This is a genomic window from Cellulomonas fimi (assembly GCF_028527925.1).
GTDB lineage: Bacteria > Actinomycetota > Actinomycetes > Actinomycetales > Cellulomonadaceae > Cellulomonas > Cellulomonas fimi_C.
Map to the genome: position 1 here is coordinate 1 of NZ_JAPESW010000052.1, position 25,248 is coordinate 25,248.

The 25,248-nt window shown below is 75.1% G+C and carries 17 protein-coding genes; 14 read left to right on the top strand and 3 right to left on the bottom strand.

The features are described 5' to 3' along the window. Positions 1-394: 394 nt before the first annotated feature. Genes OMK64_RS17230 through OMK64_RS17245 form a run of 4 tightly spaced genes read left to right on the top strand, consistent with a single transcriptional unit; the run spans position 395 to position 6,496 of the window. The gene (locus OMK64_RS17230) at positions 395-2,053 is read left to right on the top strand and encodes a type 2 periplasmic-binding domain-containing protein (RefSeq protein WP_272729589.1); all 1,659 of its coding nucleotides are present in this window, start codon (positions 395-397) and stop codon (positions 2,051-2,053) included. Positions 2,054-2,060: 7 nt separating this feature from the next. After that, entirely contained in the window at positions 2,061-3,080 is a 1,020-nt protein-coding gene (locus tag OMK64_RS17235; protein ID WP_272729590.1) for an ABC transporter permease, read from the top strand. Continuing rightward, on the top strand, positions 3,077-4,084 hold the full coding sequence (locus OMK64_RS17240) for a carbohydrate ABC transporter permease (RefSeq protein ID WP_272729591.1): 1,008 nt from the start codon (positions 3,077-3,079) through the stop codon (positions 4,082-4,084). The genes OMK64_RS17235 and OMK64_RS17240 overlap by 4 nt, the downstream gene beginning before the upstream one ends. 3 nt (positions 4,085-4,087) lie before the next feature. Continuing rightward, positions 4,088-6,496, top strand: coding sequence for a glycosyl hydrolase family 95 catalytic domain-containing protein (locus OMK64_RS17245; RefSeq protein WP_272729592.1), 2,409 nt, complete (start codon positions 4,088-4,090; stop codon positions 6,494-6,496). Between the two features lie 41 nt (positions 6,497-6,537). Here OMK64_RS17245 and OMK64_RS17250 read toward each other — a convergent pair whose 3' ends face one another. Continuing rightward, entirely contained in the window at positions 6,538-7,542 is a 1,005-nt protein-coding gene (locus OMK64_RS17250; RefSeq protein WP_272729593.1) for a LacI family DNA-binding transcriptional regulator, read from the bottom strand. 230 nt (positions 7,543-7,772) lie between these two features. Here OMK64_RS17250 and OMK64_RS17255 point away from each other — a divergent pair, with 230 nt between their 5' ends. The 7 genes from OMK64_RS17255 (at position 7,773) to OMK64_RS17285 (ending at position 16,834) form a co-directional block, all read left to right on the top strand. Further along, positions 7,773-9,782: a beta-galactosidase gene (locus OMK64_RS17255; protein WP_272729594.1), complete on the top strand. Its 2,010-nt coding sequence runs from the start codon at positions 7,773-7,775 to the stop codon at positions 9,780-9,782. Continuing rightward, on the top strand, positions 9,779-12,061 hold the full coding sequence (yicI, locus tag OMK64_RS17260) for an alpha-xylosidase (protein ID WP_272729595.1): 2,283 nt from the start codon (positions 9,779-9,781) through the stop codon (positions 12,059-12,061). The genes OMK64_RS17255 and yicI overlap by 4 nt, the downstream gene beginning before the upstream one ends. A 225-nt stretch (positions 12,062-12,286) precedes the next feature. After that, a complete protein-coding gene (locus OMK64_RS17265) occupies positions 12,287-13,741 on the top strand; it encodes a glycoside hydrolase family 1 protein (RefSeq protein ID WP_272729596.1) in 1,455 nt (484 codons plus the stop codon). Between the two features lie 118 nt (positions 13,742-13,859). After that, positions 13,860-14,165, top strand: coding sequence for an Rv1322 family protein (locus OMK64_RS17270; RefSeq protein ID WP_272729597.1), 306 nt, complete (start codon positions 13,860-13,862; stop codon positions 14,163-14,165). Between the two features lie 10 nt (positions 14,166-14,175). Continuing rightward, complete coding sequence (locus OMK64_RS17275) at positions 14,176-15,225, top strand: HAD family hydrolase (RefSeq protein WP_306469352.1); 1,050 nt, start codon at positions 14,176-14,178, stop codon at positions 15,223-15,225. A gap of 11 nt (positions 15,226-15,236) precedes the next feature. Next, positions 15,237-16,040, top strand: coding sequence for an alpha/beta hydrolase (locus tag OMK64_RS17280; protein WP_272729598.1), 804 nt, complete (start codon positions 15,237-15,239; stop codon positions 16,038-16,040). Continuing rightward, the gene (locus OMK64_RS17285; RefSeq protein WP_272729599.1) at positions 16,037-16,834 is read left to right on the top strand and encodes an alpha/beta fold hydrolase; all 798 of its coding nucleotides are present in this window, start codon (positions 16,037-16,039) and stop codon (positions 16,832-16,834) included. Before OMK64_RS17280 ends, OMK64_RS17285 begins: the two co-directional genes overlap by 4 nt. A 201-nt stretch (positions 16,835-17,035) precedes the next feature. On the opposite strand, the gene OMK64_RS17290 is transcribed toward OMK64_RS17285, so the two are convergent. Together OMK64_RS17290 and OMK64_RS17295 are read right to left on the bottom strand one after the other, a co-directional pair. Further along, the gene (locus tag OMK64_RS17290; protein ID WP_272729600.1) at positions 17,036-17,458 is read right to left on the bottom strand and encodes a hypothetical protein; all 423 of its coding nucleotides are present in this window, start codon (positions 17,456-17,458) and stop codon (positions 17,036-17,038) included. Positions 17,459-17,543: 85 nt separating this feature from the next. Next, entirely contained in the window at positions 17,544-20,174 is a 2,631-nt protein-coding gene (locus OMK64_RS17295) for a coiled-coil domain-containing protein (protein ID WP_272729601.1), read from the bottom strand. Positions 20,175-20,437: 263 nt separating this feature from the next. Between OMK64_RS17295 and OMK64_RS17300 the strand changes: the two genes are divergently transcribed. The 3 genes from OMK64_RS17300 (at position 20,438) to OMK64_RS17310 (ending at position 24,740) form a co-directional block, all read left to right on the top strand. Then, positions 20,438-22,561: a hypothetical protein gene (locus tag OMK64_RS17300; protein ID WP_272729602.1), complete on the top strand. Its 2,124-nt coding sequence runs from the start codon at positions 20,438-20,440 to the stop codon at positions 22,559-22,561. After that, on the top strand, positions 22,558-23,739 hold the full coding sequence (locus OMK64_RS17305; protein ID WP_272729603.1) for a DUF8094 domain-containing protein: 1,182 nt from the start codon (positions 22,558-22,560) through the stop codon (positions 23,737-23,739). Before OMK64_RS17300 ends, OMK64_RS17305 begins: the two co-directional genes overlap by 4 nt. Before the next feature lie 71 nt (positions 23,740-23,810). After that, positions 23,811-24,740 carry a tetratricopeptide repeat protein gene (locus OMK64_RS17310; RefSeq protein WP_272729604.1) on the top strand — a complete coding sequence of 310 codons (930 nt, stop codon included), beginning with the start codon at positions 23,811-23,813 and terminating at the stop codon, positions 24,738-24,740. Positions 24,741-25,248 lie beyond the last annotated feature (508 nt).

The following is a 25,248-nucleotide window of genomic DNA, read 5'->3' on the forward strand; positions in this document are numbered from 1 at the left end:
CCGGCCACGAGCGCGCCCAGGTCCCGCCGCCCGAGCACGTCCGCGGGCGTCGTCGCCGCCGCGAGCACCGCGTCCTCGAGCGGCACACCCGCCGTGACGACGTTCCGCACGACGTCGAGCAGGTGCGTGGCCTCGGCGACCGGTGCTCCGTCGCACGGCCGGACGAAGCCGCTGGTTGAACCGTTTCGACGATCGCCGCGACCTCCCAGGGTCTGCGACCATCGCCGGAGTTCGACGGACTCGCGCGGTTCATGGTGGTCCACGAGGCCCGATCAGGCAAGGCAGAGCCGACCTTCGATCTGCCCTTGCCCGACGATCCGATCATGCCGTACATTTCCGCGAATCGAACCGCTTCGATGCGCGAACCCGCCTCACGAGGAAGTGAAGGACGACGATGACCCCACCCCTCCAGCTCGGCCGCGTCGGTGACGTGGCCGTCGACCGGCGCTCGTTCCTCGGGATGCTGGCCGCCGGCGCCGCGGTCGTCGGCGTCCCGTCCCTGCTGAGCGCGTGCAGCCCCGGCACGTCCACCGGGGCGGCGTCGAGCGGCGCCCCGATCGGCGACGTGATCCCGAACTACATCCCGGTCACCTACGCCGAGCCCGACTACCCGAGCGTCAACGGCTCGCCCCCCGGGTTCGAGACCATCCCCGCCGAGCTCGTGCGCTCGGTGCCGACCGCCCCCGGCACGGGCCTCGTCTTCACCGCGATGACGCCCCTGTGGGGCACCATCCCGCCCACCAAGGGCAACCAGTACTACGCCGCGGTCAACGAGCTCATGGGCTCGGACATCACCTTCCAGATCGCCGACGGCAACACCTACGGCGACAAGCTCGCCGCGGTGCTCGCGTCCGCCAAGGACGTCCCGGACTGGGTCTCGATCCCGACGTGGAACCTGCCGCCGCGGTTCGGCTCCGAGATCGTCGGCAACGTCTTCCAGGACCTCACGCCGTTCCTCGCGGGCGACCTCGTCGAGGAGTACCCCAACCTCGCGAACATCCCTTCCGACGCGTGGAAGTTCTGCGTCTTCAACGGCCGGCTCTACGGCCTGCCGTTCCCGGGCGAGACGATCACCGACGCGACGTTCTACCGCCGCGACCTCCTCGAGGGCCTCGGGATCACGCCGAGCGTCACGAACGGCCAGGACCTGCTCGACCTCGCGAAGGAGCTCACGGGCGGCAACCAGTGGGGAGCCGACGACCTGTGGAACACCGCCGCGATCATCCACGGCGTGGTCCCGAAGTGGAAGCTCGACGGCGACACGCTGGTGCACCGCGTCGAGACCGACGAGTACCGCGCCGCGCTGGAGTGGAACGCGAAGCTGTTCGCGTCGGGCGCGGTCCACCCCGACGCGGTCGCCGGTCAGACCGGCGACGCGAAGCTGCGCTTCCAGAGCGGCCAGACGCTCATCGCCTCCGACGGCGTCGGCGGCTGGCACGAGGCCATGCGCGACAACCTCGGCACCAACCCGTCGTACTGGCAGCAGCCGTTCGACCCGTTCGCGGCCGACGGCGGCGAGCCCGTGCTGTGGAAGGGCAACCCCGCGAACATCTTCTCGTTCCTCAAGAAGTCCGACGACGAGGCCCGCGTCAAGGAGCTGCTCGCGCTCGCCAACGTCCTCGCGGCGCCGTTCGGGACGACCGAGTACGACGTCATCAACAACGGCGTCGAGGGCGTGCACTACACGAAGGGCCCCGACGGCCTGCCGGTCCCGACCGACCTCGCCGCGACCGAGCTGCAGCCGACGTACATCTTCCTGGTCGACCCGCCGCTGTCCGAGACGCACGTGCAGTACCCGGGGTACGTCAAGGCCGCGTCGGAGTGGAAGGCGAAGGCGTCCGGCTACGCGCAGGACCCGCTGTTCTACGCGCAGCAGATCGTCGAGCCCGCGCAGTACGCGTCGATCGGCCAGCCGTTCGTCGACCTCGAGAAGGACATCTCGCGCGGCCGCAAGTCCATGGCGGACCTCGACGCCGCGATCGAGACCTGGCGGTCGTCGGGCGGCGAGGAGCTGCGCGCGTTCTACCAGGACCTCCTGGACAGCCAGTCCTGAGGCGCTCATGGCACTCGACGCTCTGACCCGCCGGCGCGGCACGTCCGCGCCGGCGCCGGACCCGGTGACCGGCGCGGGGGGCACCGCCCCCGCGCCGGCCCGGCCGCCGGTCCGGAAGATCCCGCTCCGCACACGCCTCAAGCGCGACCGCTCGCTCCTGCTCATGGTGCTGCCGGCCGTCGTGCTGCTGGTCGTGTTCGCGTACGTCCCCATGCTGGGCAACGTCATCGCGTGGCAGCAGTACTCGCCCTACACCGGCTTCCTGCACTCCCCGTACGCCGGCTGGGCCAACTTCGAGCGGGTGTTCACCAACCCGCTGTTCCTCGACGCGGTCGGAAACACGCTCGTCATCACCGCGTTCCAGCTGCTGTTCTTCTTCCCGATCCCGATCCTGCTGGCCCTGCTGCTCAACAGCGTGCTCTCGCCGCGGGTCCGGACCACGATCCAGTCGATCGTCTACCTGCCGCACTTCTTCTCGTGGGTGCTGGTCGTGACGATCTTCCAGCAGATCTTCGGCGGCGCCGGCCTGATCAACCAGACGCTGCGCGACCACGGGCTGTCGGGCTTCGACATGATGACGAACCCCGACACGTTCCTCGTGCTCATCACGATGCAGTCCGTCTGGAAGGACGCCGGCTGGGGGATCATCATCTTCCTCGCCGCGCTGTCGACCGTGTCGCCCGAGCACTACGAGGCCGCGGCCGTCGACGGTGCGAACCGCTGGCGCCGCATGTGGCACGTGACGCTGCCCGCGATGCGGCCCGTCATCATCCTGCTGCTCATCCTGCGCCTCGGTGACTCGCTCACCGTCGGCTTCGAGCAGCTCATCCTGCAGCGCGCCGCGGTCGGCGTGGACGTCGCCGAGGTGATCGACACGTACGTCTACTACCAGGGCGTCGTGTACGCGGACTGGAGCTTCGCGGCCGCCGCAGGTCTCGTCAAGGGAGTCGTCAGCCTGGTCCTCGTGCTGGGCGCCAACAAGCTCGCCCACGTGTTCGGCGAGGCGGGGGTGTACAAGCGCGCATGAGCGGACAGTCACCGGAGATCACCGCAGCACCCCCGGTGCTGCCCGCCGCGGCCGTCGGCACGACGCCCGACCGCCCCACCCCTGCGCCGCGCCGCCGCCGCGGGTCCAAGCACCGGCCCGTCTGGGAGGAGAGGCCGTCGCCCGTCGGGCTCGCGCTCAAGGGGCTCGTGCTCACGCTCGTCGCGCTCGCGGTCCTCTTCCCGCTGTGGACCGTCGTCCTCACGAGCTTCTCGACGCAGGCGGAGACGCTGCGCGTCGGGGGCCTCGTCACCGTGCCGGGCGAGCTCACGCTCAACGCCTACCGGCAGATCCTGTCCGGCGGCGTGGTGTCGCGCGCCGCGCTCGTCAGCGTCGGGATCACCGCGGTCGGCACGGTCATCTCGACCGTCGTGTCGGTCCTCGCGGCCTACGGCCTGTCGCGCCCGGGCTCGGTCCTGCACCGGCCGATCCTGTTCGTCTTCCTCATCACGATGTTCTTCGGCGCAGGCCTCATCCCGACGTACCTGCTGGTCAGCAGCCTGGGCCTCATCAACAGCTACTGGTCGCTGATCCTGCCCGGCGCCGTGTCGGCGTTCAACGTGCTCATCCTGCGCAGCTTCTTCATGGGCATCGACCAGTCGATCCTCGACGCCGCCCGCATCGACGGGGCGGGCGACTGGCGGGTCCTCGGCCGGATCGTGCTGCCGATGTCGAAGGCCGCCGTCGCGGTCGTCGCGCTGTTCTACGGCGTCGGGTACTGGAACGCGTTCTTCAACGCGATGCTCTACATCAACGACAACGCCAAGTGGCCGCTCCAGCTGGTCCTGCGCTCCTACGTCCTGCAGGGCGTGAGCCTGCCCGGCGGCGGGACGACGGGCCAGGTCGACGCGGCCACCGGTGTCGTCAGCGGCCTGCCCATCCAGATGGCCGTCATGGTCCTCGCGATCGTGCCGATCCTGCTCGTCTACCCGTTCGTGCAGCGCCACTTCACCAAGGGCGTGATCTTCGGCGCGATCAAGGGCTGACGCGTGCCGGACCGTCGCACCCTGCTGTCGTTCGCGGGACCGGCGCGGACGTGGGTCGAGGCGTTCCCGGTGGGGAACGGCCGCCTCGGCGCGATGGTCCACGGCGGCCGCGACCGGGCGCGCGTCCAGGTCAACGACGCGACCGCCTGGTCGGGGCGGCCCGACGGCCCGGGCCGGGCGCTCGCGGCCGTGCGCGCCGCGGGTGCCGGGCCCGAGCGGCTGGCGGCCGCGCGCACGGCGCTCGCGGAGGGGCGGCACGACGACGCGGTCGACCTGCTCGCGGTGTTCCAGGGCCCGTGGACGCAGGCGTTCCAGCCGTTCGTCGACCTGCACGTCACGCTCGCCGCACCGGCCGCACCGGCCGCACCCGAGACGGCGGCGGCCCCCAGGCCCGCGCAGGTCCGGCGTCCCGACGACTCCCCGCGGACGCTGGACCTGCGCGACGGCACGGTCGTCGAGCACGTCCCGGTCGCCGACGCGACGGTCGTCGTCGAGTGGTACGCGAGCGCGGTCGACGGCGCGCTGCACGGCCGGTGGTCGTCGGACGCGCCGTTCGGGCTGCGCGTCGAGCTGTCCACCGAGCACGACGTGCGCGCCGACCACCACGCACCGGGCGGCCGGGTCCTCGTGCTCGAGCTGCCCGACGACGTCCCGCCGGGGCACGAGCCGCAGGCGGCGACCGTGCGCACGGGCGAGGGGAGGTCGCTCACCGGGGTCGCCGCGCTCCTCGCGTGCAGCGACGGCGACGTCGCGGGCTCGTCGTCGGCGCTGCGGGTGTCGGGCGCGACGTGGGTCGAGGTCGTGCTCGCGACGGGCACGACGTCGCCGTGGCCGTCCGACGGCCAGCTCCAGGCCCGGGAGGACGTGGTCGCGGACGTCCTCGCGTGCGCGCGCCGGGCGCTCCCGGGCAGCCGGGCCGACGGCGACGCGTCGCGTGCGCGGCACGTCGCGGACCACGGCAGGCTGCTCGACGCGTGCACGCTGGACCTCACGGGCGCTGCCGTCCACCTGCGCCTGCCCGACGCGATCGCCACGACGCCGCACGCCGCGCTCGCCCAGGCGGTGTTCGACCACGGCCGCTACCTGCTGGTCGCGTCGTCGCGGCCCGGCTCGCCGCCCGCGAACCTGCAGGGCGTGTGGAACGCCGAGGCGAGGCCGCCGTGGTCGAGCGGCTACACGCTCAACGTCAACCTCGAGATGGCGTACTGGGGCGCGGAGGCCGTCGGGCTCGGCGAGTGCCACGAGCCGCTGCTGGACCACGTGGGGCTGATCGCCCGGCGGGGGGCGGCGGTCGCACGGGACCTGTACGGCTGCGGCGGTTGGGTCGCGCACCACAACAGCGACGTGTGGGGCTGGGCGCTGCCCGTCGGCGCCGGTCACGGCGACCCGTCGTGGGCGCAGTGGTCCATGGGCGGCGTGTGGCTGTGCCGGCACCTGTGGGACCACGCCGACGTGACGGGCGACCTCGGCTTCCTGCGGGAGCGCGCCTGGCCGCTGCTGCACGGCGCGGCCGAGTTCTGCCTGGACTGGCTGGTCGAGTCGTCCGACGGTGGGCTCACGACGTCACCGTCGACGTCGCCCGAGAACACGTTCGTGCGGCCTGACGGGCGCACGGGCGCGCTCACGACCGGCGCGACGATGGACCTCGTCCTGGTCCGCGACCTGTTCGAACGCTGCCTGGACACCGTCGCGCTGCTCGCCCTGGACGACCCGCTCGAGCCACGGCTGCGCTCTGCGCTGCACCGGCTGGCCGAGCCGGGCGTCGGCCCGGACGGCCTGCTGCGGGAGTGGTCGCACGACCCACGGGCCGTCGACCCGCACCACCGCCACCTGTCGCACCTCGTCGGCCTCTTCCCGCTCGCGCAGGTCGACGTCGTCGACACCCCGGACCTCGCGACGGCGGCCCGCGCGTCGCTCGACGCCCGCGGTCCCGGTTCGACGGGCTGGTCGCTCGCGTGGAAGACGGCGCTGCGCGCCCGGCTCGGCGACGGCGACGCGGTCGGCGCCCTGCTCGCCGAGGCGATGCAGCCCGCGGACCCGTCGTCGGCGGAGCCGGAGCGGGGCGGGCTGCTGCCGAACCTCTTCTCGACGCACCCGCCGTTCCAGGTGGACGGCAACCTGGGCCTGGTCGCCGGGGTCGTGGAGGCGCTGGTCCAGTCGACGGCAGGCCGCGTGCGCCTGCTCCCGGCGCTGCCGCCGCAGTGGCCCGACGGGTCGGTGCGCGGTGTGCGCGGCCGTGGCGGCCTCGTCGTCGACGTGACGTGGACCGACGGCGCGCTGCGCGACGTGGTGCTGCACGCGGGCCTCGGGGGCACCCTGGAGGTGGTGCACGGCGGCCGGACGCGGACCCTGCTGCTCGACCCGGGTGCGACGGTCCGGCTCGACGAGCGCCTCACGGAGGTGCCCGCGTGAGCGGCGGGCCGCGGCGAGGGCGGGTCGCGACGACGCAGGCGTCAGGCGGGCGCGGCGCAGCTCCCGCGCTCGATGAAGTGCGGGGAGAGCAGCCGCGTCTCGGCGGCCTTCTTCTGGTCGAGCCGCTCGATCGTCATCTCGACGGCGGTGCGGCCGATCTCCTCGGCGGGGACGTCGATCGCGGACAGGGGGAGGGCGAGGTGCTCGGCGAGGCTGGACGGTGCGACGGCGAGCACGGACACGTCGCCGGGCACGGACCGGTCGCCGCGCGCGAGCGCGGCGAGCACGCCGGGCAGCGCGGCCTCGTTGTGCACGACGAGCGCCGTGAGGTCGTCGAGCTCGGCGAACGCGCGCTCGACGGCGGCCTCGGCACCGGGGTAGGTGGCCTCGGTCGGCACGACGGTGTGCCGCACGCCGGCCGACCCGGCCTGCGAGCGGAAGCCGTCGACGATGCGGACCGCGTAGTTGGCGCTGCGCGCGAGCGCGGCGGACGGTGCCCCGAGGAGCGCGATGCTGCGGTGGCCGTGGTCGACGAGGTGCCGGACGGCGAGCCGGCCCGCGGCGGCGAAGTCGAGGTCGACGCACGACAGCCCGTGCGGGTCGCTGGGGACACCGATCAGGACCGACGGCTGGCGGAGCCCGGCGAGCACGGGCAGGCGCGGGTCGAGCGTCTCGATGTCCATGAGGATGAGCGCGTCGACCATCGAGCCGTTCGCGAGCCGCTGCACGCCGTTGACGTCGTCCTGGGTGAGGACGAGGACGTCGTGGTCGAAGTCGCGGGCCCGCGTGATGACGCCGGAGACGACCTCCATGACGATCGCTACGTTCGCCTCGAGGGCGCGCAGCGGGACGACGAGCCCGAGGACGTTGGTGCGGCTCGACGCGAGCGCCCGCGCACCGGCGTGCGGGCTGAAGCCGAGGTCGCGGATCGCCTTCTCGACGCGGTGCCGCGTCGCCTGGGAGATCGGGCGCTTGCCGGAGAGCACGTAGCTCACGGTCGAGGACGAGACGCCCGCTGCCTTCGCGACGTCGGCGATCGTGGCCATGCGGGGAGTGTAGCGGTACAGGCCCCCGCGCCGACCCGTTCGACGACCCGTCCTCGACTAAACGCTTCGACACCGGTTATCGCAACTACCTGCGCGCCAACGCGGGGGAATGGACACGTAGCGTCGACAACGGCTAGCGTCCGGTGCGGCTTCGTTGTTGAAGCGCTTCGACGATCGACGCGCGGACACGGGCGACGCGTCGCCCGGACGGCGGCACGGGGGAGGGTGGCATGACGGGCCTCGACGCGCTCACCGCCGCCCGCGGCGTGCTCTACGGGGGCGACTGGAACCCGGAGCAGTGGACGCCCGACGTCTGGCGCGAGGACGTCGCGCTCATGCGTGCCGCGGGCGTCAACCTCGTCTCGGTCGGCATCTTCTCGTGGGCGACGCTCGAGCCCGAGCCGGGTCGCTTCGACACCGCCTGGCTCGACGAGGTCCTCGACCTCCTGCACGACGCCGGCATCGCGGTCGACCTCGCGACGCCCACCGCGTCACCGCCGCCGTGGCTCGCGCACCGGTACCCGGAGACGTCGGCCGTCGACGCCCACGGCGTGCGGATGAGCGTCGGCTCGCGCAACCACTTCTGCCCGGGCTCGCAGGTGTTCCGTGACCACGTCGAGGCCGTCGTCCGGCACCTCGTCGACCGCTACGCCGACCACCCCGCGGTCGCGATGTGGCACGTGGGCAACGAGCTCGGCCAGACGTGCTGGTGCGACCGGTGCGCCGAGCGCCTGCGCACCTGGCTGCGCGCGCGGTACGGCGACGTCGACGCTCTCAACGCCGCGTGGGCGACCGCGTTCTGGAGCCAGCGGTACTCCTCCTTCGACGAGGTCGTCCCGCCGCGCGCCGCGCCCTACCTGCACAACCCGGCCGCCGAGCTCGACTTCCGACGCTTCACGTCCGACCAGCTCCGCGACCTCTACCGGCTCCAGGCCGGGATCGTCCGCGAGCGCTCCGACGCGCCGGTCACGACGAACTTCATGAACTTCTTCCCGGGTGTCGACCAGCACACCTGGGCCGACGACGTCGACGTGGTCGCCGACGACTGCTACACCGACCCCGCCGACGCGTCCTCGCCGGCCCGCGCGGCCCTCGCGCACGACCTGGTCCGCGGCGTCCGGCGCGGCGAGCCGTGGCTCCTCATGGAGCAGGCGGCCGGCGCCGTGAACTGGCGCGCGCACAACGTCCCGAAGAGCACGGGCGCGATGGTCCTCGACTCGTTGCGCGCGGTCGCGCACGGCGCCGACGGCGTCTGCTACTTCCAGTGGCGCGCGTCGACGGGCGGTGCCGAGCGGTTCCACTCGGCGATGGTGCCGCACGCCGGGCCGGACACCGACCTGCACCGCGCGGTCCGCGCGCAGGGCGCGCTGCTGCAGCGGCTGCGTCCCGTCGTCGGCGCCCGCGTCGACGCGCGCGTCGCGCTCGTCTTCGACTGGCCGTCGTGGTGGGCCGGCGAGCTGCTGCCGGCGCGGCCGTCGATGCGCCTCGACGTGCTCGGCCGGCTCGCGGCGTACCACGAGCCGCTGTGGCGGGCCGGGATCGCGACCGACGTCGTGCCGCCGTCGGCGGACCTCGACGGCTACGACCTCGTCGTCGTCCCGTCGCTGCACGCGGTGACCGACGCCGATGCCGCGAACGTGGCGCGCGTCCCGGAGCGTGGCGGGGTGCTGCTCGTCGGACCCTTCTCCGCCGTCGCCGACGAGCACGCGCGCGTCCGTCGCGGCCGCTTCCCCGTGCCGTGGGCCGACGTGCTCGGAGCGTCGGGGGAGGACTGGCGCCCGCTCGACGACGCGGGCCTGCGCGTCGCCTCGGACCGCTACGGCGCCTTCACCGCCACGACGTGGTCGGAGCACGTGCGCAGCGACGGCGCCGAGGTGCTCGCGACGTACGCCGACGGCGACCTCGCCGGTCTCCCCGCGCTGACCCGCCGCACGCACGGCGACGGCGAGGCCTGGTACGTGACGACCGTCCCGCCGCGCGACGTGCTCGCCGCCGTCGTCGCGGACTGCCTGACGGCCGCCGGGGTGACGGCCCCGCTGACGGACGTGCCCGACGGCGTCGAGGTCGCGCGCCGCGGCGACGTGCTGTTCGTGCTCAACCGGACCCGCGGCAAGCAGGTCGTCCGAATACCCGGCCCTGCGACCGACCTGCTCTCCGGTGACGGCGTCGCCGACGAGCTCCTCCTGCCCGCCGAGGGCGCCGCAGCCCTGCACCTCGCACCGACCGAGAGGACACGATGAAGTTCACCGACGGGTACTGGCTCCCGCAGCCCGGGACGACGATCCTGCGCCCGCGGGACGTCGCCGACGTCCAGGTCGGCGACGACACCCTCACCGTGTGGTCCTCCACGGCGCCGCTGACGTCGCGCGGCGACACGCTCAACCGCCCGCTCGTCACGGTGACGTTCTCGTCGCCCATGGACGACGTGGTCGGCGTCCGGATCGAGCACTTCCAGGGCGGCGTCGACCGCGGACCGCACTTCGGCCTCACGACGCAGCCCGTGGGCGTCAAGGTCGAGCCCGCCGACGCGGACGGCGTCGCGACGTTCACCGCCGGCGCGCTGACGGCGCGCGTCCGCACGCGCGGCGAGTGGAGCGTGCAGTTCGAGGGCGACGGCCGGCACCTGACGGCGTCGACGCCGCGCAGCATCGGCGTCGTCACGGACGCGCGCGGCGACCACTACGTGCACGAGCAGCTCACGCTCGGCGTCGGCGAGCACGTCTACGGCCTGGGGGAGCGGTTCGGCGCGTTCGTGAAGAACGGCCAGAGCGTCGACATCTGGAACGCCGACGGCGGCACGGCGAGCGAGCAGGCGTACAAGAACGTGCCGTTCTACCTGTCCGACCAGGGCTACGGCGTCTTCGTCGACCACCCGGGGCTCGTGTCGTACGAGGTCGGGACGGAGGTCGTGTCGCGTACGCAGTTCTCCGTCGCGGGCGAGTCGCTGCAGTACTACGTCATCTACGGGCCGACGCCCAAGGACGTGCTGCGCCGCTACACCGCGCTGACCGGCCGCCCGGCGCGCGTCCCCGACTGGTCGTACGGGCTGTGGCTCTCGACGTCGTTCACGACGTCGTACGACGAGGCGACCGTGACGAGCTTCGTCGACGGCATGGCCGAGCGCGGCATCCCGCTGTCGGTGTTCCACTTCGACTGCTTCTGGATGCGCGAGTTCCACTGGAGCGACTTCACGTGGGACCCCGCGACGTTCCCGGACCCGGAGGGCATGCTCGCGCGGCTCAAGGCCAAGGGGCTGCGGATCTGCGTCTGGATCAACCCGTACATCGCGCAGCGCTCGCGGCTGTTCGCCGAGGGCCGGGAGCGCGGGTTCCTGGTGAAGCGCGCCGACGGCTCGGTCTGGCAGACGGACCTGTGGCAGGCCGGCATGGGCCTCGTCGACTTCACCAACCCCGACGCGGTGCGCTGGTACACGCAGGAGCTGCGCACGCTGCTCGGGCAGGGCGTCGACTGCTTCAAGACGGACTTCGGCGAGCGGATCCCGACGGACGTCGTCTGGCACGACGGCACCGACCCGGAGCGGATGCACAACTACTACACGTACCTCTACAACAAGGCCGTCTGGGACCTGCTCGTGGAGGAGCGCGGCGAGGGCGAGGCGGTGCTGTTCGCGCGGTCGGCGACCGTCGGCGGCCAGCAGTTCCCGGTGCACTGGGGCGGCGACTCGGAGTCGACGTTCGCGTCGATGGCGGAGTCCCTGCGCGGCGGCCTGTCGCTCGCGCTGTCGGGCTTCGGCTACTGGAGCCACGACATCGGCGGGTTCGAGGGCACGCCCGACCCGGCGGTGTTCAAGCGGTGGCTCGCGTTCGGCCTGCTGTCGTCGCACAGCCGTCTGCACGGGTCGTCGTCCTACCGCGTGCCGTGGGCGTTCGACGACGAGGCCGTCGACGTGGCCCGCGACTTCACGCGGCTGAAGCTGCGGCTCATGCCGTACCTCGCGCAGGCGGGCGTCGAGGCGCACGAGCAGGGCGTGCCCGTGATGCGCCCGATGGTGCTCGAGTTCCCCGACGACCGGGGCGCGCGCACGGTCGACACGCAGTACATGCTCGGCTCGCAGCTGCTCGTGGCGCCCGTGTTCTCCGCGGACGGCGAGGTCGACGTGTACGTGCCGGACGGCACCTGGACGTCCCTGCTGTCGGGCGAGCAGGTCACCGGCCCGCGGTGGGTGCGCGAGCGGCACGGGTTCGACTCGCTGCCGCTCTACGTCCGCCCGGGCGGCGTGGTCCCGGTGGCCGCGCGCAGCGAGCGGCCCGACGACGACTGGCTCGACGGCCTGACGCTGCGCGTCTTCGGGCTGCCCGACGGGCACCGGTCAGTCACGCGCGTCCCGTCGGCGGGCGGCGACGCGGAGTTCGAGGTCACCCGGGAGGGCGGCACGGTGCGCGTCGAGGCGCGCGGCACGTCGTCGCCCTGGTCGGTGCAGGTCGCGCCGTCGACGGACGGCCCGGGCGGGACGGCGCACGCCGTCGCGGGCCAGGCCGTCGTCGAGCTGGCGCTGTGAGCCCGGCGTGGGCGACCGGTTCCAGCAGGCCGGTCGCCCACGTCGTCGCAGGTGGCACCCGCGCATGGCCTTACCGGTCAAGTAAAGTGCCGCCGAGGGGTCGCGGGAGCGGTCCCAGGCTGTGTATCGTATCGTTTCGACACCTCCGGACGGCGTGAGGCGTCGCACCCCGGGACACCGTTCGTCCCCGCACCCGCCGTCCGCACCCGAGCTCGAAGGACACCCATGACGACCACGCGCCCCTCCGGCCGCCAGTTCTCCGACGACTTCCTCTGGGGGTCCGCCACCGCCTCGTACCAGATCGAGGGCGCGCACGACGAGGACGGCCGTGGCCCGTCGATCTGGGACACGTTCTCCCGCACGCCGGGCAAGGTCCTCAACGGCGACACGGGCGACGTCGCGGTCGACCACTACCACCGGGTCGCGCAGGACGTCGAGATCATGCAGGGCCTCGGGCTGCAGGCGTACCGCTTCTCCATCGCGTGGCCGCGCATCCAGCCGACCGGCTCGGGCGAGTTCAACCAGGCCGGCCTGGACTTCTACTCGGACCTCGTCGACCGTCTGATCGCCGCCGGCATCAAGCCCGTCGCGACGCTCTACCACTGGGACCTCCCGCAGCCCCTCGAGGACGAGGGCGGCTGGGCGAACCGCCAGACCGCGTACCGGTTCGCCGACTACGCCCGCAAGCTCGCCGAGGTGCTCGGTGACCGCGTGCACCTGTGGACCACGCTCAACGAGCCGTGGTGCTCCGCGTTCCTCGGCTACGCGTCCGGCGTGCACGCACCCGGCGTGACCGACGAGGTCAAGGCGCTCCAGGCCGTCCACCACCTCAACCTGGGCCACGGCCTCGCCGGCCGCGCGATCCGCGAGGTCCTGGGCGAGGACGCGCCCGTCTCGATCACGCTCAACCTGCACGTCACGCGCGCCGCGACCGACTCGGCCGACGACGTCGAGGCCAAGCGCCGCATCGACACCATCGCCAACGAGGTCTTTCTCGGCCCGCTGCTCGACGGCGAGTACCCCAAGGAGGTGTTCGCGGACACCGCGCATCTCACGGACTGGTCCTTCGTGCACGAGGGCGACCTCGAGCTCATCCGCATCCCGCTCACGGTCCTCGGCGTCAACTACTACTCGACGGGCCGCGTCCAGAAGGGCGCCGGCGTGCGGCTCGCGCCCGGGACCCCCGGCCCCGACGGCCACCGCGTGTCCGAGCACTCCCCGTGGGTCGCCGCCGAGTCGGTCGAGTGGCTCCCGCAGCCCGGCCCGCACACCGCGATGGGCTGGAACCAGGAGCCCCAGGGCCTCGTCGACCTGCTCCTCGAGCTCCGCGACCGCTACCCGAGCCAGCCGCTCGCGATCACCGAGAACGGCGCCGCGTTCTACGACACCGTCACCGAGGACGGCCGCGTGCACGACCTCGAGCGCGTCGCCTACCTGCACGACCACATCGACGCCGTCGGCGAGGCGATCGAGAAGGGCGCCGACGTGCGCGGCTACTTCGTGTGGTCGCTGCTCGACAACTTCGAGTGGGCGTACGGCTACGACCGCCGCTTCGGCGTCGTGCGCGTGGACTACGACACGCAGGAGCGCATCGTGAAGGACTCGGGCCTCTGGTACCGCGAGCTCCTGCGCACCCGCACGATCGCCCCCGCCGAGTCGGCCGCCGCGATCCAGCCCTGACCTTGCGTCCCCGGACGGCCCGCCCCTGGATCGGGGGCGGGCCGTCCGTCGTCCGGCGCACCGCGGCCGGGCCGGTGGCCGGTCCACGCGTCCACCGCGCGCGGGAGAGGATGGACGCATGCCCCGCAGTCGACGCTCGACCAAGCGCCCCTACGGCGCCGAGCACGTCGCGCTCGACCTCGACCGCGCCACCGGCGGGCGCCGGTCCGAGAGCGCGGCCGACGGGGAGTGGGTCGTCCAGCAGGTCCGCGGCTCCGACCGCGAGTACCGCTGCCCCGGGTGCGACCAGGTCGTCGCACCCGGCACCGCGCACGTCGTCGCGTGGCGGTCCGACGGGCTGTTCGGCGAGGCGGTCGACGACCGGCGGCACTGGCACGCGTCGTGCTGGCAGGCCCGCGGGCGGCGCCGCCCGACGCGCCGCTAGGGTGCGGCCGATGAGCACCACCCACGACGACACCCCGCGGGACGGCCACCCCCGCGGCGACCGACCGGCGACGGTCGACGACCGGCCGGCGGCCGACGACGACCGGCCGGGCTGGCGCGACGACCGCGACGCGACCTCGGCCGCCGCCGAGGCGGGCCGACGACCGCTGCCGGCCACCCCGCCCCGCCTCGTCGCGACCGACCTCGACGGCACCCTCCTGCGTCCCGACGGGACGGTCTCCGCACGCACCGCCGCTGCGCTCGCCGCCGCCGAGGACGCCGGGGTCGCCGTCGTGTTCGTGACCGCGCGCCCGCACCGCTGGCTGGCCGACCTCCAGGCGCACGTCGCCGGGCACGGCGTCGCGCTGTGCGCCAACGGCGCGTCCGTCGTCGACGTCGGTACGCTCCGGGTGCTCGAGCAGCACGGCATGCCCGCGGACGTCGTGGGGGCGGTCGTCGAGCGGCTGCGCGAGCGCTGGGGCGCCGACCGCGTGCACCTCGCCGTGGAGGGCGCCGACGGCTTCGCCTACGAGACCGGCTACGCGAGCGACCACCCGATCCCGCCCGACGCGCGCTCCGCGCACCGCATCGAGGACCTGCTCACCGGCCCCACGCTCAAGCTCCTCGTGCGCACGTCCGCGGACCCGAGCGACGGTGCCGCGTTCGTCGACGCGCTCGTCGACGTCGTGGGTGACCTCGCGGTCGTCGCGGACTCGGGCGCGCACGGCCTGGGCGAGATCAGCGGCCCCGGGGTCACGAAGGCCGCGGGCCTCGCCCGCTGGGCCGCGACGCAGGGCATCGACCAGCGCGACGTGTGGGCCGTGGGCGACGCGCCGAACGACCTGCCGATGCTCGCGTGGGCCGGCACGTCGTTCGCGGTGGCCAACGCCTACCCGGCCGTGCTCGAGGCCGCCGACCACCGGCTCCCGTCCAACGCCGACGACGGGGTCGCCGTCCTGCTCGAGCACGCGGTCGCCGCCGGTGCCGCGTCGCCGCGCCGCGTGCCCGCCGACGGTCCCGACGGCACCCGCCGGACCGCGAGGTCGTCGGCACCGTCCTAGGCTCGTGCCCGATGAGCACGCACACGTCGCCCGCCACCCCGATCCGCTCCCTCACCGTCCTGCCCGCGCACCGCGAGGACGTCGAGCTGCACACCGCCGACGGCCTCACGCTCGTCGGCGAGCTCGCCCGCCCGCTCGGCCCGGACGGCGGCCCCGCGACCCCGGCGGCGACGCTCGTGACGCTGCACCCGCTGCCCACGCACGGCGGCTACATGGACTCGCACGTCTACCGCAAGGCCGCGTGGCGCCTGCCCGCGCTCGCCGACCTCGCCGTGCTGCGGTTCAACACGCGCGGCACGTCCAGCCCGCGCGGTACGAGCGACGGCGCGTTCGACGGGGGAGCCGGCGAGCAGTTCGACGTGCACGCCGCGATCGAGTTCGCCGAGTTCCACGACCTGCCGCGCCGCTGGCTCGTCGGCTGGTCGTTCGGTACCGAGCTCGCGCTCATGCACGGCCGCGACCCGTCGATCGAGGGCGCGATCCTCCTGTCGCCGCCGCTGCACCGCGCGACCGACGCCGACCTCGACGCGTGGGCCGCGTTCGGCAAGCCTCTCGTCGTCCTCGTCCCCGAGCACGACGACTACCTGCGCCCCGACGAGGCGCGCCGCCGCTTCGCGCGCGTCCCGCAGGCGGAGGTCATCGGCGTCGACGGCGCCAAGCACCTGTGGGTGGGGGAGACCGCCGTGCGCCGCGTGCTCGACGAGGTCGTCGGCCACGTCCTGCCCGGCCACGGTCCCCTCCCGACCACGTGGGACGGTCCGAGCACCACCGCCGAGAACCCGGCCGCGCTCGCGGTCGGCGAGGAGGACGCATGACGCTCCACACGTACCGCACCGCCGGCGCCGACCAGGCGAGCGCGCTCCCGGTCGTGCTGCTGCACGGCTTCCCGCTCGACCACCGCATGTGGGACGCGGTCGCCGACGCGCTGCCGGGCGACCGGACCGTCGTCGCGATCGACCTCCCAGGCACGCCGGGCTCCGCCGCCGCGCTGCCCGAGCCGTCACTCGACGCGTCCGCGGACCTCGTCGCGGCGGACCTCCGCGCGGCCGGTCACGAGCGCGCGGTGGTCGTGGGCCTGTCCATGGGCGGCTACGTCGCGCTCGCGCTCCTCGAACGGCACCCCGACCTCGTGGCGGCCCTCGGGCTCGTCGACACCAAGTCGACCTCCGACACCGACGAGGCGAGGGCCAACCGGCTCCGCATCGCGGCCGCGGCGGAGGACGGCGACACCGTCGAGCCCGTACGACCGATGTCGAGCGGCCTCCTCGGGGAGTCCAGCCGCACCGCCCGCCCCGAGCTCGTCGACCAGCTGGCCGCGTGGATCGAGGACCAGCCGTCCGCCGGCGTCGCCTGGTCGCAGCGTGCGATGGCCGCCCGCCCGGACCGCACCGAGGTCCTCCGCGCCTTCGCCGGACCGGTCGCGGTGGTCGTGGGCGACGAGGACACGATCACGCCGGTCTCCGCCGCCGAGCACCTGGTCGACACCGCCCAGGACGCCCAGCTGGTCGTCGTCGCGCGCGCGGGCCACATGTCCGCGATCGAGGACCCGCCCGCCGTCGCCGCCGCCCTCGCGGACCTCCTCCAGCGCGCCGACACCGCGGCCGCATAGCGCGCGTCGGTCACCACGCACGCCGGCCCGACCGCCGGAGAGGGCGGCGCGCCCGCGCGCGTGCCCGAGATGCGCGCCGGCACGGGGATCGCGATCGACCGCCGGCCGCGGCGCTCGATCGCACCCCAGCCCTCGCCCCGGGGCAGCGAGCGACGTCCGCCCCGAGCACGCACGAGCGGGGGCACGGTCGACCGTGGTTCGTCAGCCCTCGAGCACGCGCGCGAGCGCCTGCGTGAGGTCGAGGGACTCGCCGTCCTTGCCCCCGGCGCCCAGCACGAGCGGGGGGTCGCTCGGCTCGGGCGTCACGCCGCGCAGGCGCGCGGCGAGACTCGACGGCGCGCGGAGCACGTAGAACTCGCCCGCCGTGTCGACGGCGACGGACTCGTCGCGCCGCAGGTACCAGCCCCGCAGCGGGGTGCGGTACCGCGCGCGCCCGTCGTAGCTCCGCGCGCGCAGCTCGACCGGCTCCGGGCCGGTCGCGAGCGCCGTCCGCACGAAGTCCGCGATGAGCGCACGCGCCCGCTGCGACTCCGCCTGCTGCCGGCGCGTGAGCGCGTCGGCGTGGGCCGCTGCCGCGGCGCGTCGTTCGTCGCGCCAGCGTGCCGCGTCGTCGGGGCTGCTCATCGTCGACCTGCCTGCCGGGTGCTCGTCGGGACCACGGGACGCCGCGACGCCCCCGGCGTCGTGCACCGGGGGCGTCGCGGAGGGATCAGCGCGTGGGCGCGGCCGCGTCGTCGGACGCGGCGTCCTCGGCGCCGGACCCGCCCGCCGTCGGCTTCCCCTCGTCCGCGTCGCGCGCGGGCTCGGCGACGACGGGGATCGCGGCGGAGACCGGTGCGGGACGCGCCTTGGTCGGACGCCCGGACGGCCGGGCCGGCTTGGCGGGCCGAGCCGGCGCGACGGGAGCCGGCGCCGGGGTCTCCGCAGGCTTCTCCGGAGCGGCGGCCTCGGCCGCGCCCTGCTCGCCCGCGCCCGGCTCGGCGCTCACGTCGGCGTCCTCGTCGGCCACCGCGTCCTTGCCCGCGTCGGCAGCGCCCTCGTCGGTCACCGCCCCCTGACCGGGGTCGGCGCCCTCGTCGGCCACCGCGTCCGGGCGCGCGTCCGCGTCCTCCGCGGCGCCCGAGCTCGTCGCTGCCTGCGGGTCCCGGGGCGCGTCCGCCGTCTTCTCCGACTTCGGGTCGCGACCCGCGTCGGCGTCGTCCTGCGCCACGGCGTCGGGTCCGGTCGCGGCGGGGCTGTCCGCCTCGTCGACCCGCCCGCCCTGGCCGCCCGCGTCCGCCACGGCACCTTCGTCCACACCGGCGGCCGTGCCGACCGACGTGGTGCCGGACGCAGCGGTGGCCGACGCGTGCTCGTCCCGGCCGCTCGGCGAGCCCGACGCCGGGGTCGCGGCAGGGCGCGAGCGGTCGGACAGCGTGGGCGCGGTGGCGGCCACGGGAGCGGACTGCGTCTTGAACGTCGACGCCGCCTGCTCCTTCTCGAACGCCGCCTCGGCGCGCGCGGCACGGTCGAGCATCGCGCGGTCGGGGTTGTGGCCGAGCAGGTTGCGCAGCTCGTCGAGGTACGTCGTGATCGACTCCCGCTGACGGTGCAGGTCCTCGACCTGGCGCATCGCGGTCGTCCGCTCGCGCTCGGACTCGGTCATCGCGTCCGAGATCTGCTTCTCCGCGTGCTCGCGCGCCTCGGCGACGACCCGGTCCGCGTTGCGCCGCGCGTTCGCGACGAGCTCGCGTGCGTGGTCCTCGGAGTCCTTGCGCACCTTCTCAGCCTGGGCGAGCGCCTTGGCGACGCGCTCCTCGGCCTCGGACGCGTGGGCCTCGGCGTCGGCGACGAGCCGCTCGGTCTCGACGCGCGCCTGGTCGTGCCGCGCGGCGTCCTCCCGCTCGCTCGCCTCGCGCCGGGACGCGATCTCGAGCTCGGCGTCGGCGAGCCGCTGCTCGGCGGTCCGGACGAGCTCGTCGGCCTGCGCCCGTGCGGCGGAGACGATCTCGCCCGCGGTCCGGCGGGCCTCGGTGAGCGCCCGGTCGACCTCGAGCCGGGTCCGCTCGCGGAGCTCGGCGGTCTCGCGCTCGGCCGCGGCACGCGCCTCGGACGTCTCGCGGTCGGTGATCTCGCGCAGCTCGTCGGTCTCGCGCTCGGTCGTGATGCGCAGGTGCGTCGCCTCGTGCTCCGTCCGCTCGCGCAGCTCGCTGGTCTCGCGCTCCGCCTGGGCGCGCGTCTCGGCGGCGTACTGCTCGGCGTCGGTGCGCAGCGCGACGACGGCCTGCTCGGCGTCGGTGCGGGCCGCGGCGAGCTCGTCGGCGGTCGCGGCGCGCAGCTCGCCGACCTCGCGCTCGGCGCTCGCCCGCACGAAGGCGGCGTACTGCTCGGCCTCGGCGCGCAGCGCGGCGACCTCGCCGGAGACGCGCTGCTGGAGCGCGGTGGCCTCGCGCTCGGCGCTCGCGCGCACGCCGTCGGCGTACTCCTGGGTCTGCACGCGCAGCGACGTGACCTCGGCGGCCGCGGCCTGGCGGACGGCGGCGATCTCCGCCGACGCGTCGGACCGGAGCTGGGCGACGTAGCGGTCGACCTCGGCGCGTGCGGCGGCGAGCTCGGCCTCGGTGCGCGAGCGCAGCTCGGAGGTGTCGGCGTCGGCCGCCTGGCGCAGGTCCTGCGCGTAGCGCTCGGCGTCCTCGCGCTGGGCGGTGGTCTCGGCCTCGGTGCGCGCCCGCAGCTCGCTGGCGGTGCGCTCGGTCGCGACGCGCAGCTGCGTCGCCTCGTGCTCGACCGTGGCGCGCAGCGTCCCGAGCTCGCGCTCGAGCGACGTGCGGCGCTCGGCCTCCTCGGTCGTGATCGCGCTCTGGATGCGCGCGGCCTCGCGCTCCGCGGACCCGACGAGCTCCTCCGCCCGGCGCTGGGCGGCGAGCAGCGTGCTCTCGGCCTCGGCGGCGGCCGTCGTGCGGAGCTCCTCGGCCTCGCGGCGCGACGTCGCGAGCAGCTCGGCGACCTCGTTCTCCGCGCGGGCGCGCAGCTGCCCGGCGGCGAGCTTGGCGCGCGCGAGGGCGTCGGCGGCCTGGGCGTTCGCCTGCGTGACGACGTCGGACGACTGCTCCTCCGCCGACCGCAGGAGCTGCTCGATCCGCGAGCCGAGCCCCGAGTACGTCGGCCGCTCCGCCTCGCGCAGCTGACGGTGCGCCTCGGACAGCTCGCCCGCGACCTGCAGCGCCTTCGCGTCGGCGGCCTCGACCTGCGCACGCGCGTCCGCGACGGCCTTCTCGAGGGCCGAGATCCTGGCGTCGACCGCCTCGCGTTCGTAACCACGGAAGTTCACGACCGGGAAGGGGGTGCGGGCATCGGGCACGAGCTGTCCTCCTGGGCTCGTGGGCGCCGGCGCGGCCCCTCCGACGAGGTGCTCGACGGCAGCCGGTGCCCCGCCCGCCAGGATACGCGCGTCATCCGACCGGACGATGCGGACGCAGGTCCCCGAGGTCCCGCCGGCGGCGTCTCGACGCACCGCCCGGACCTGCGCAGACGGGCCCGGATCGCCCCGGTCCGTCCGCTCTCGTTCGGTCGTCGCGGGCCGCTCTGCCTATCCTGGGTCTTCTCGTCCCGAGAGGATCCTGCGTGCTCAAGCGACTGATCATCGCCCTGCTCGGCGTCGTCGGGCTGGTCGTCATCGGCCTCGGTGTCGCGTCCGCGACGGTGTGGAAGGCCGACGACGTCCTCGTCGCCACGACGTCCGGCGACGCCCGGACGCTCGTCACCGACCCCGGCGTCCTGGAGCTCGGCGGCGACCCCGTCACGGTGACGGTCGAGGCCGCCGACGACTCGCCCGTCGTCCTCGCGGTCGGCCGGGACACGGACGTCGACGGCTGGGTCGGGACCGACGCGCACGCCCGCGTGACGGGTCTCGACGGGTGGCACGAGCTCGCGGTCGACGCGGTCGCGGCCCCGACCCCGGAGGCGTCCGGCACCGCGGACGCGGGCGCCGACGGGGCCGCTCCGGCGGAGTCGGCGGCCCCGGCGGACGGTGCTGCGACGCCGGCCGCCGACGACGCGAACGCCGGCGAGGCCCCCGCGGTCGCCGACCCGGCCGGGTCCGACCTGTGGGTCGCCGAGGCGACGGGGGAGGGATCGGCCGAGCTCGTCTGGCACGCCCAGCCGGGCCGGTGGAGCCTGCTCGCGGTGAGCACGGGCGAGGCGCCGCCGACCCTGTCGCTGGCGTGGCCGCGCACCGTGACGACCCCATGGCTGTGGCCGTGCGTGGTCGTCGGCGCCCTGCTCCTCCTCGCGTCCCTCTTCCTCCTCGCGCGCGACCTCCTGCGCCTTCGCCGCGGCCTCGACGAGCCCGAGTGGCACGCCGTGCACACCGGCCCGATCGCCGTGGGCGTCGGCGCCGACGACCCGACCGCGACGACCCTGACCCGTCGCCAGCTGCGCGAGGCGGCCGCTGCGCGCGCCGCCGGTGTCGCGCGGGCCGCGGCCCCTCCGGCCGACGCGCCCGACGTGAGTGCGGCGGCGACGGCCGCGTCCGCCGCCGGGGCCGCCCGTGCGGTGGCGCCGCAGGCCACCGGCTCGTCCCGCCCGGACGCCGGGTCGGCGCCCGGCAGCGTGAGGCCCGCCGCCTCGGCCGCGGGCGGAGCACCGTCGCCCGCACGCCCGGCGGTGCCGGGTGCCGCGCCGTCGACCGCGCCCGCCTCCGCCGGTGCGGACAAGTGGTCCGCGGACGCGCCGGTGCCGACCCGCCGCGCGCTGCGCACGGGCCAGATCCCCGTCGTCACCGGCACCGACGCCGGGTCGACGCCCGCCGCACCCGCGGGTGCCCCCGGCGCGCCGCATGCGACGACCCCGCCGGCCCCGGGTGCGCGCACGCCCGCGACGTCCGCGTCCGCCGGACCCGCGTCGACCCTCCCGGGCGGTCACCGCCACCCCGTGCCCGCAGGCGCGGCCGGCGCCTCACCCGCGCCGGGCGGATCGCGACCGCCCGTCCCGGGCGCCCCCTCCGCTGCGGTGCCGTCCGGCCCGGCCCGGCACGGCGCGCACACGGCCGCGGCCGGGTCCCCGACGCCCGCAGGCTCCGCACCGAGCGCCCCCGGCTCGTGGCTGACGGGCGGCCCGTCCGCTCGTCCCGACGACCGCACGGCATCGCCGACGCACGGCCGCAGCGGCGGCTCGGCGCCCGACCGTCCGGGTACCCCGGCGCCCGACCGCACGGGGGAGCGCACGTCCCACCCGGGTCACGGGCGGCCCGCAGCGGCGCACGACCCGACGGCCGGTCCGGGGTCCTCGGCGAGCACGCTGCGCGCGGGGTGGGGAGCGGGGCCTGCCGGTGCCCCGGGAGCCCCGGGCGCGACGCCGGCGTCCTCCTCCTCGGCGCCGGCCGGCCGACCGCCGGCCCCGCCGACCGCCGCCGCTCCGTCAGGGCGGTCCCCGGTGGAGGCGTCCGTGCCCTCAGGCCCCGCGGTGCACGGTTCCGGCCGCCCGTCGTGGGCCACCGGCGCGCCGAGCGGCGGCCCGCGCCCGGCGGGATGGACGCCGGTCCCGCCCGCGCCGGGGCAGCCGACCCGGGCAGGCTCGCCGACCTCGCCGGACGCCGCGTCCGGCCACGTCCGCCCCGCGTGGCTGCCGAACCCGGACGAGCAGTCGCCGCCGCCCGCCGCGTCCGCCGGGTCGCGCGGGGACGCATGGCGCCGTGCGTGGGGCCTGCCCCCGATCGAGACGACCGACGACCAGGAGGAGGGCCGATGACCACCCGCCTGCCGGACCGCCGCCCTGCCGCCTCCGGACCTTTCCGTGGCTCGCGACCCGTCACCCGCACGCTCCGCCTCCCGGTCCTCCTCGGCCGCGCCCGCCTCGCCGCCGACCTCCCCGGATCGCGACGGCAGGCCGGTGCCGCAGCCGAGGTCAGCATCGGTCGGGCCACCCGCGTCCGCAGGGCGGGGGTTCGTCGCGCGGCTCCTGCGGTCGTCGCGCTCGCGTTCCTGGCCGGATGCGCGACGCCGCTTCCCGAGCCGGCACCCGAGCCGACGCCCGCGGTCGCACCCGCCGCGACGACGGTCGGGCAGTCGACCGACGTCCTGGGCCAGCTCGGCGACGTGCTGAGCACGGCCGACGCGTCGCTCGACCCGGCCGCGCTCGCGCCCCGCGTCACGGGCCCCGCCCTGGCCACGCGCACGGCGGAGTACGTGCGCACGACGGCGACGGGTGGGGCCAAGCCGCCGACGGTGCTCCCGACGGACGAGCAGGTGCTGATCGTCCCGCAGACCACCCAGTGGCCGAGGACGCAGCTCGTCGTGACGGAGCAGCCCGACGACCTCCAGGCGCCGCGCATCCTCGTCCTCCAGCAGGCGGCCCCGCGCGAGCAGTACAAGCTGTGGGGCTGGGCCCGCATGGCGCCGGGCGTCAGCATGCCCGCGACGGCCGCCCCGGAGACGGGCAGCGCGGTCCTCGCGCCGGACGCGCAGGGCCTGGTCGTGACGCCCGCGGACGCGTTCGTGCAGTACGCGGACGTGCTCGCGAACGGCACGGGCTCGGCGTACGCGGCGACCTTCGCGGCGGACCCGTTCCGCGCTGCGATCGAGTCCGCGCGAGCCGCGATGGTGGCCGGCGTCGAGTCGGCAGCGTCGGCGACGGAGACGTACACGCCGGACCCGGCGTCGGTGGTGGCGCTCGCGACCGCGGACGGCGGGGCGATCGTCGTCGGCCAGATGACGACGGTCTCGACCGTGACGCTGACGGTGTCGGGCGGCACCATCCCGATCCAGGACCCGTTCTACGCTGCGCTGACGGGGACGCAGAGCGCCGGCTCGTCGTTCGCCCGGACCTACACCGACGTGCTCGTCATGTACGTGCCGCCCGCCGACAGCGGGGCGCCGGTGCAGGTCCTCGCGGCCGAGCACGCGGTGACCGGCGCCAGCGCCTCCTGACCTCGACCGACCTGACCACCCAGCGACACGACCAGCCCGGGACTCGGCGCCCGGGACGAAGGATGACGCGCATGTCCCAGCCCTCCGGGCCCCGTCCCCGACTCGACGTCCGCGGCGCCGTCGACCTGTCCGGCCTGTCCCGCTCGACGCCGCCCCCCGGGACCCCGGGCGGCCTCGACAAGCCGAGCGCCTACGCCGTCGACGTGGACGAGTCGACGTTCAACGACGTCCTCCAGCGCTCCACGCAGCACCCGGTCGTGGTCGTCCTCTGGGCGCCGTGGAGCGAGGTGAGCACGGGCGTGGCCGCCGACCTGGCCGCGCTGGCCGACGAGGACGCGGGCCGCTGGCTGCTCGCCCGGATCGACGCCGACGCCAACCCGCGCGTCGCCGCGGCGTTCCAGGCGCAGTCCGTGCCGACGGTCGTGGCGGTGCTCGCGGGTCAGCCGCTCCCGCTGTTCCAGGGGGCGTACCCGCGGGACCAGGTGCGCGCGGTGGTCGACCAGGTGCTGGCCGCAGCGGAGGCGAACGGGATCACGGGGCGCGTCGCCCCTTCCGCCGACCAGCCCGACGTCGAGCCGGAGCCCGAGCTCCCTCCGCTGCACCAGGCCGCCTACGACGCGATCGAGTCCGACGACCTGCCGTCGGCGCGCGCCGCCTACGAGCAGGCGCTGAACGAGAACCCACGGGACGCGCTCGCGCGTGCCGGCCTGGCCCAGGTCGGGCTGCTCGAGCGGACCCGTGACATCGACCTGCGCGCGGTGCGCACCGCCGCGGCCGACCGCCCCGACGACGTCGACGCGCAGCTGGCCGTCGCCGACGTCGACGTCCTGGGCGGGCAGGTCGAGGACGCGTTCGCGCGGCTGGTCGACGTCCTGCGTCGCACCGTCGGCGACGACAAGGAGCGCGTGCGCCTGCGACTCGTCGACCTGTTCGAGGTGATCGGGGGCGACGACCCCCGCGTCGTGGCGGCCCGCCGCGCGATGGCGAGCGCCCTGTACTGACCCCCAGCACCGACCGGACGGCCGGTCGACGTCGACGTCCGCGCAGGTCAGCGGCTGTCGTCGTCGGCCGGCCGTCGTCGTCCGGGGGTCGCGTGACGGGCGTCACCGGAGGCCGACTTGATCTTCTGCGCCGGCGCTGCGTAATGTTCTCGACGTCGCCCGGCAGGGAGGAACGGACACCGAGGAACGATCCCGGTGGCTGGTCCCGCGAGCGACATCCCCCGGATCTCCGACCGACGAGACCTCTCGCCGGTCGACAGGAGCGTCCGGACGTGGAGCGAGCACGACCCCGCCGATCCCGCCCGAGAGGGCAGGTTGACGAGGAAGAGCCGGTCCGCTAAGTTTGAACGGTTGCCTCCAGCCGGATCGAGAGATCCGAAAGGATGCGCGTCTGTTCCTTGAGAACTCAACAGTGTGCCAAGTAGTCGATGCCAAGATGGTCCATCGCACAGTGTGTGGTGGGTCTTGGTTGAGATTGAGGAGGCTCGTCCACCCCCGTGGATCGGGT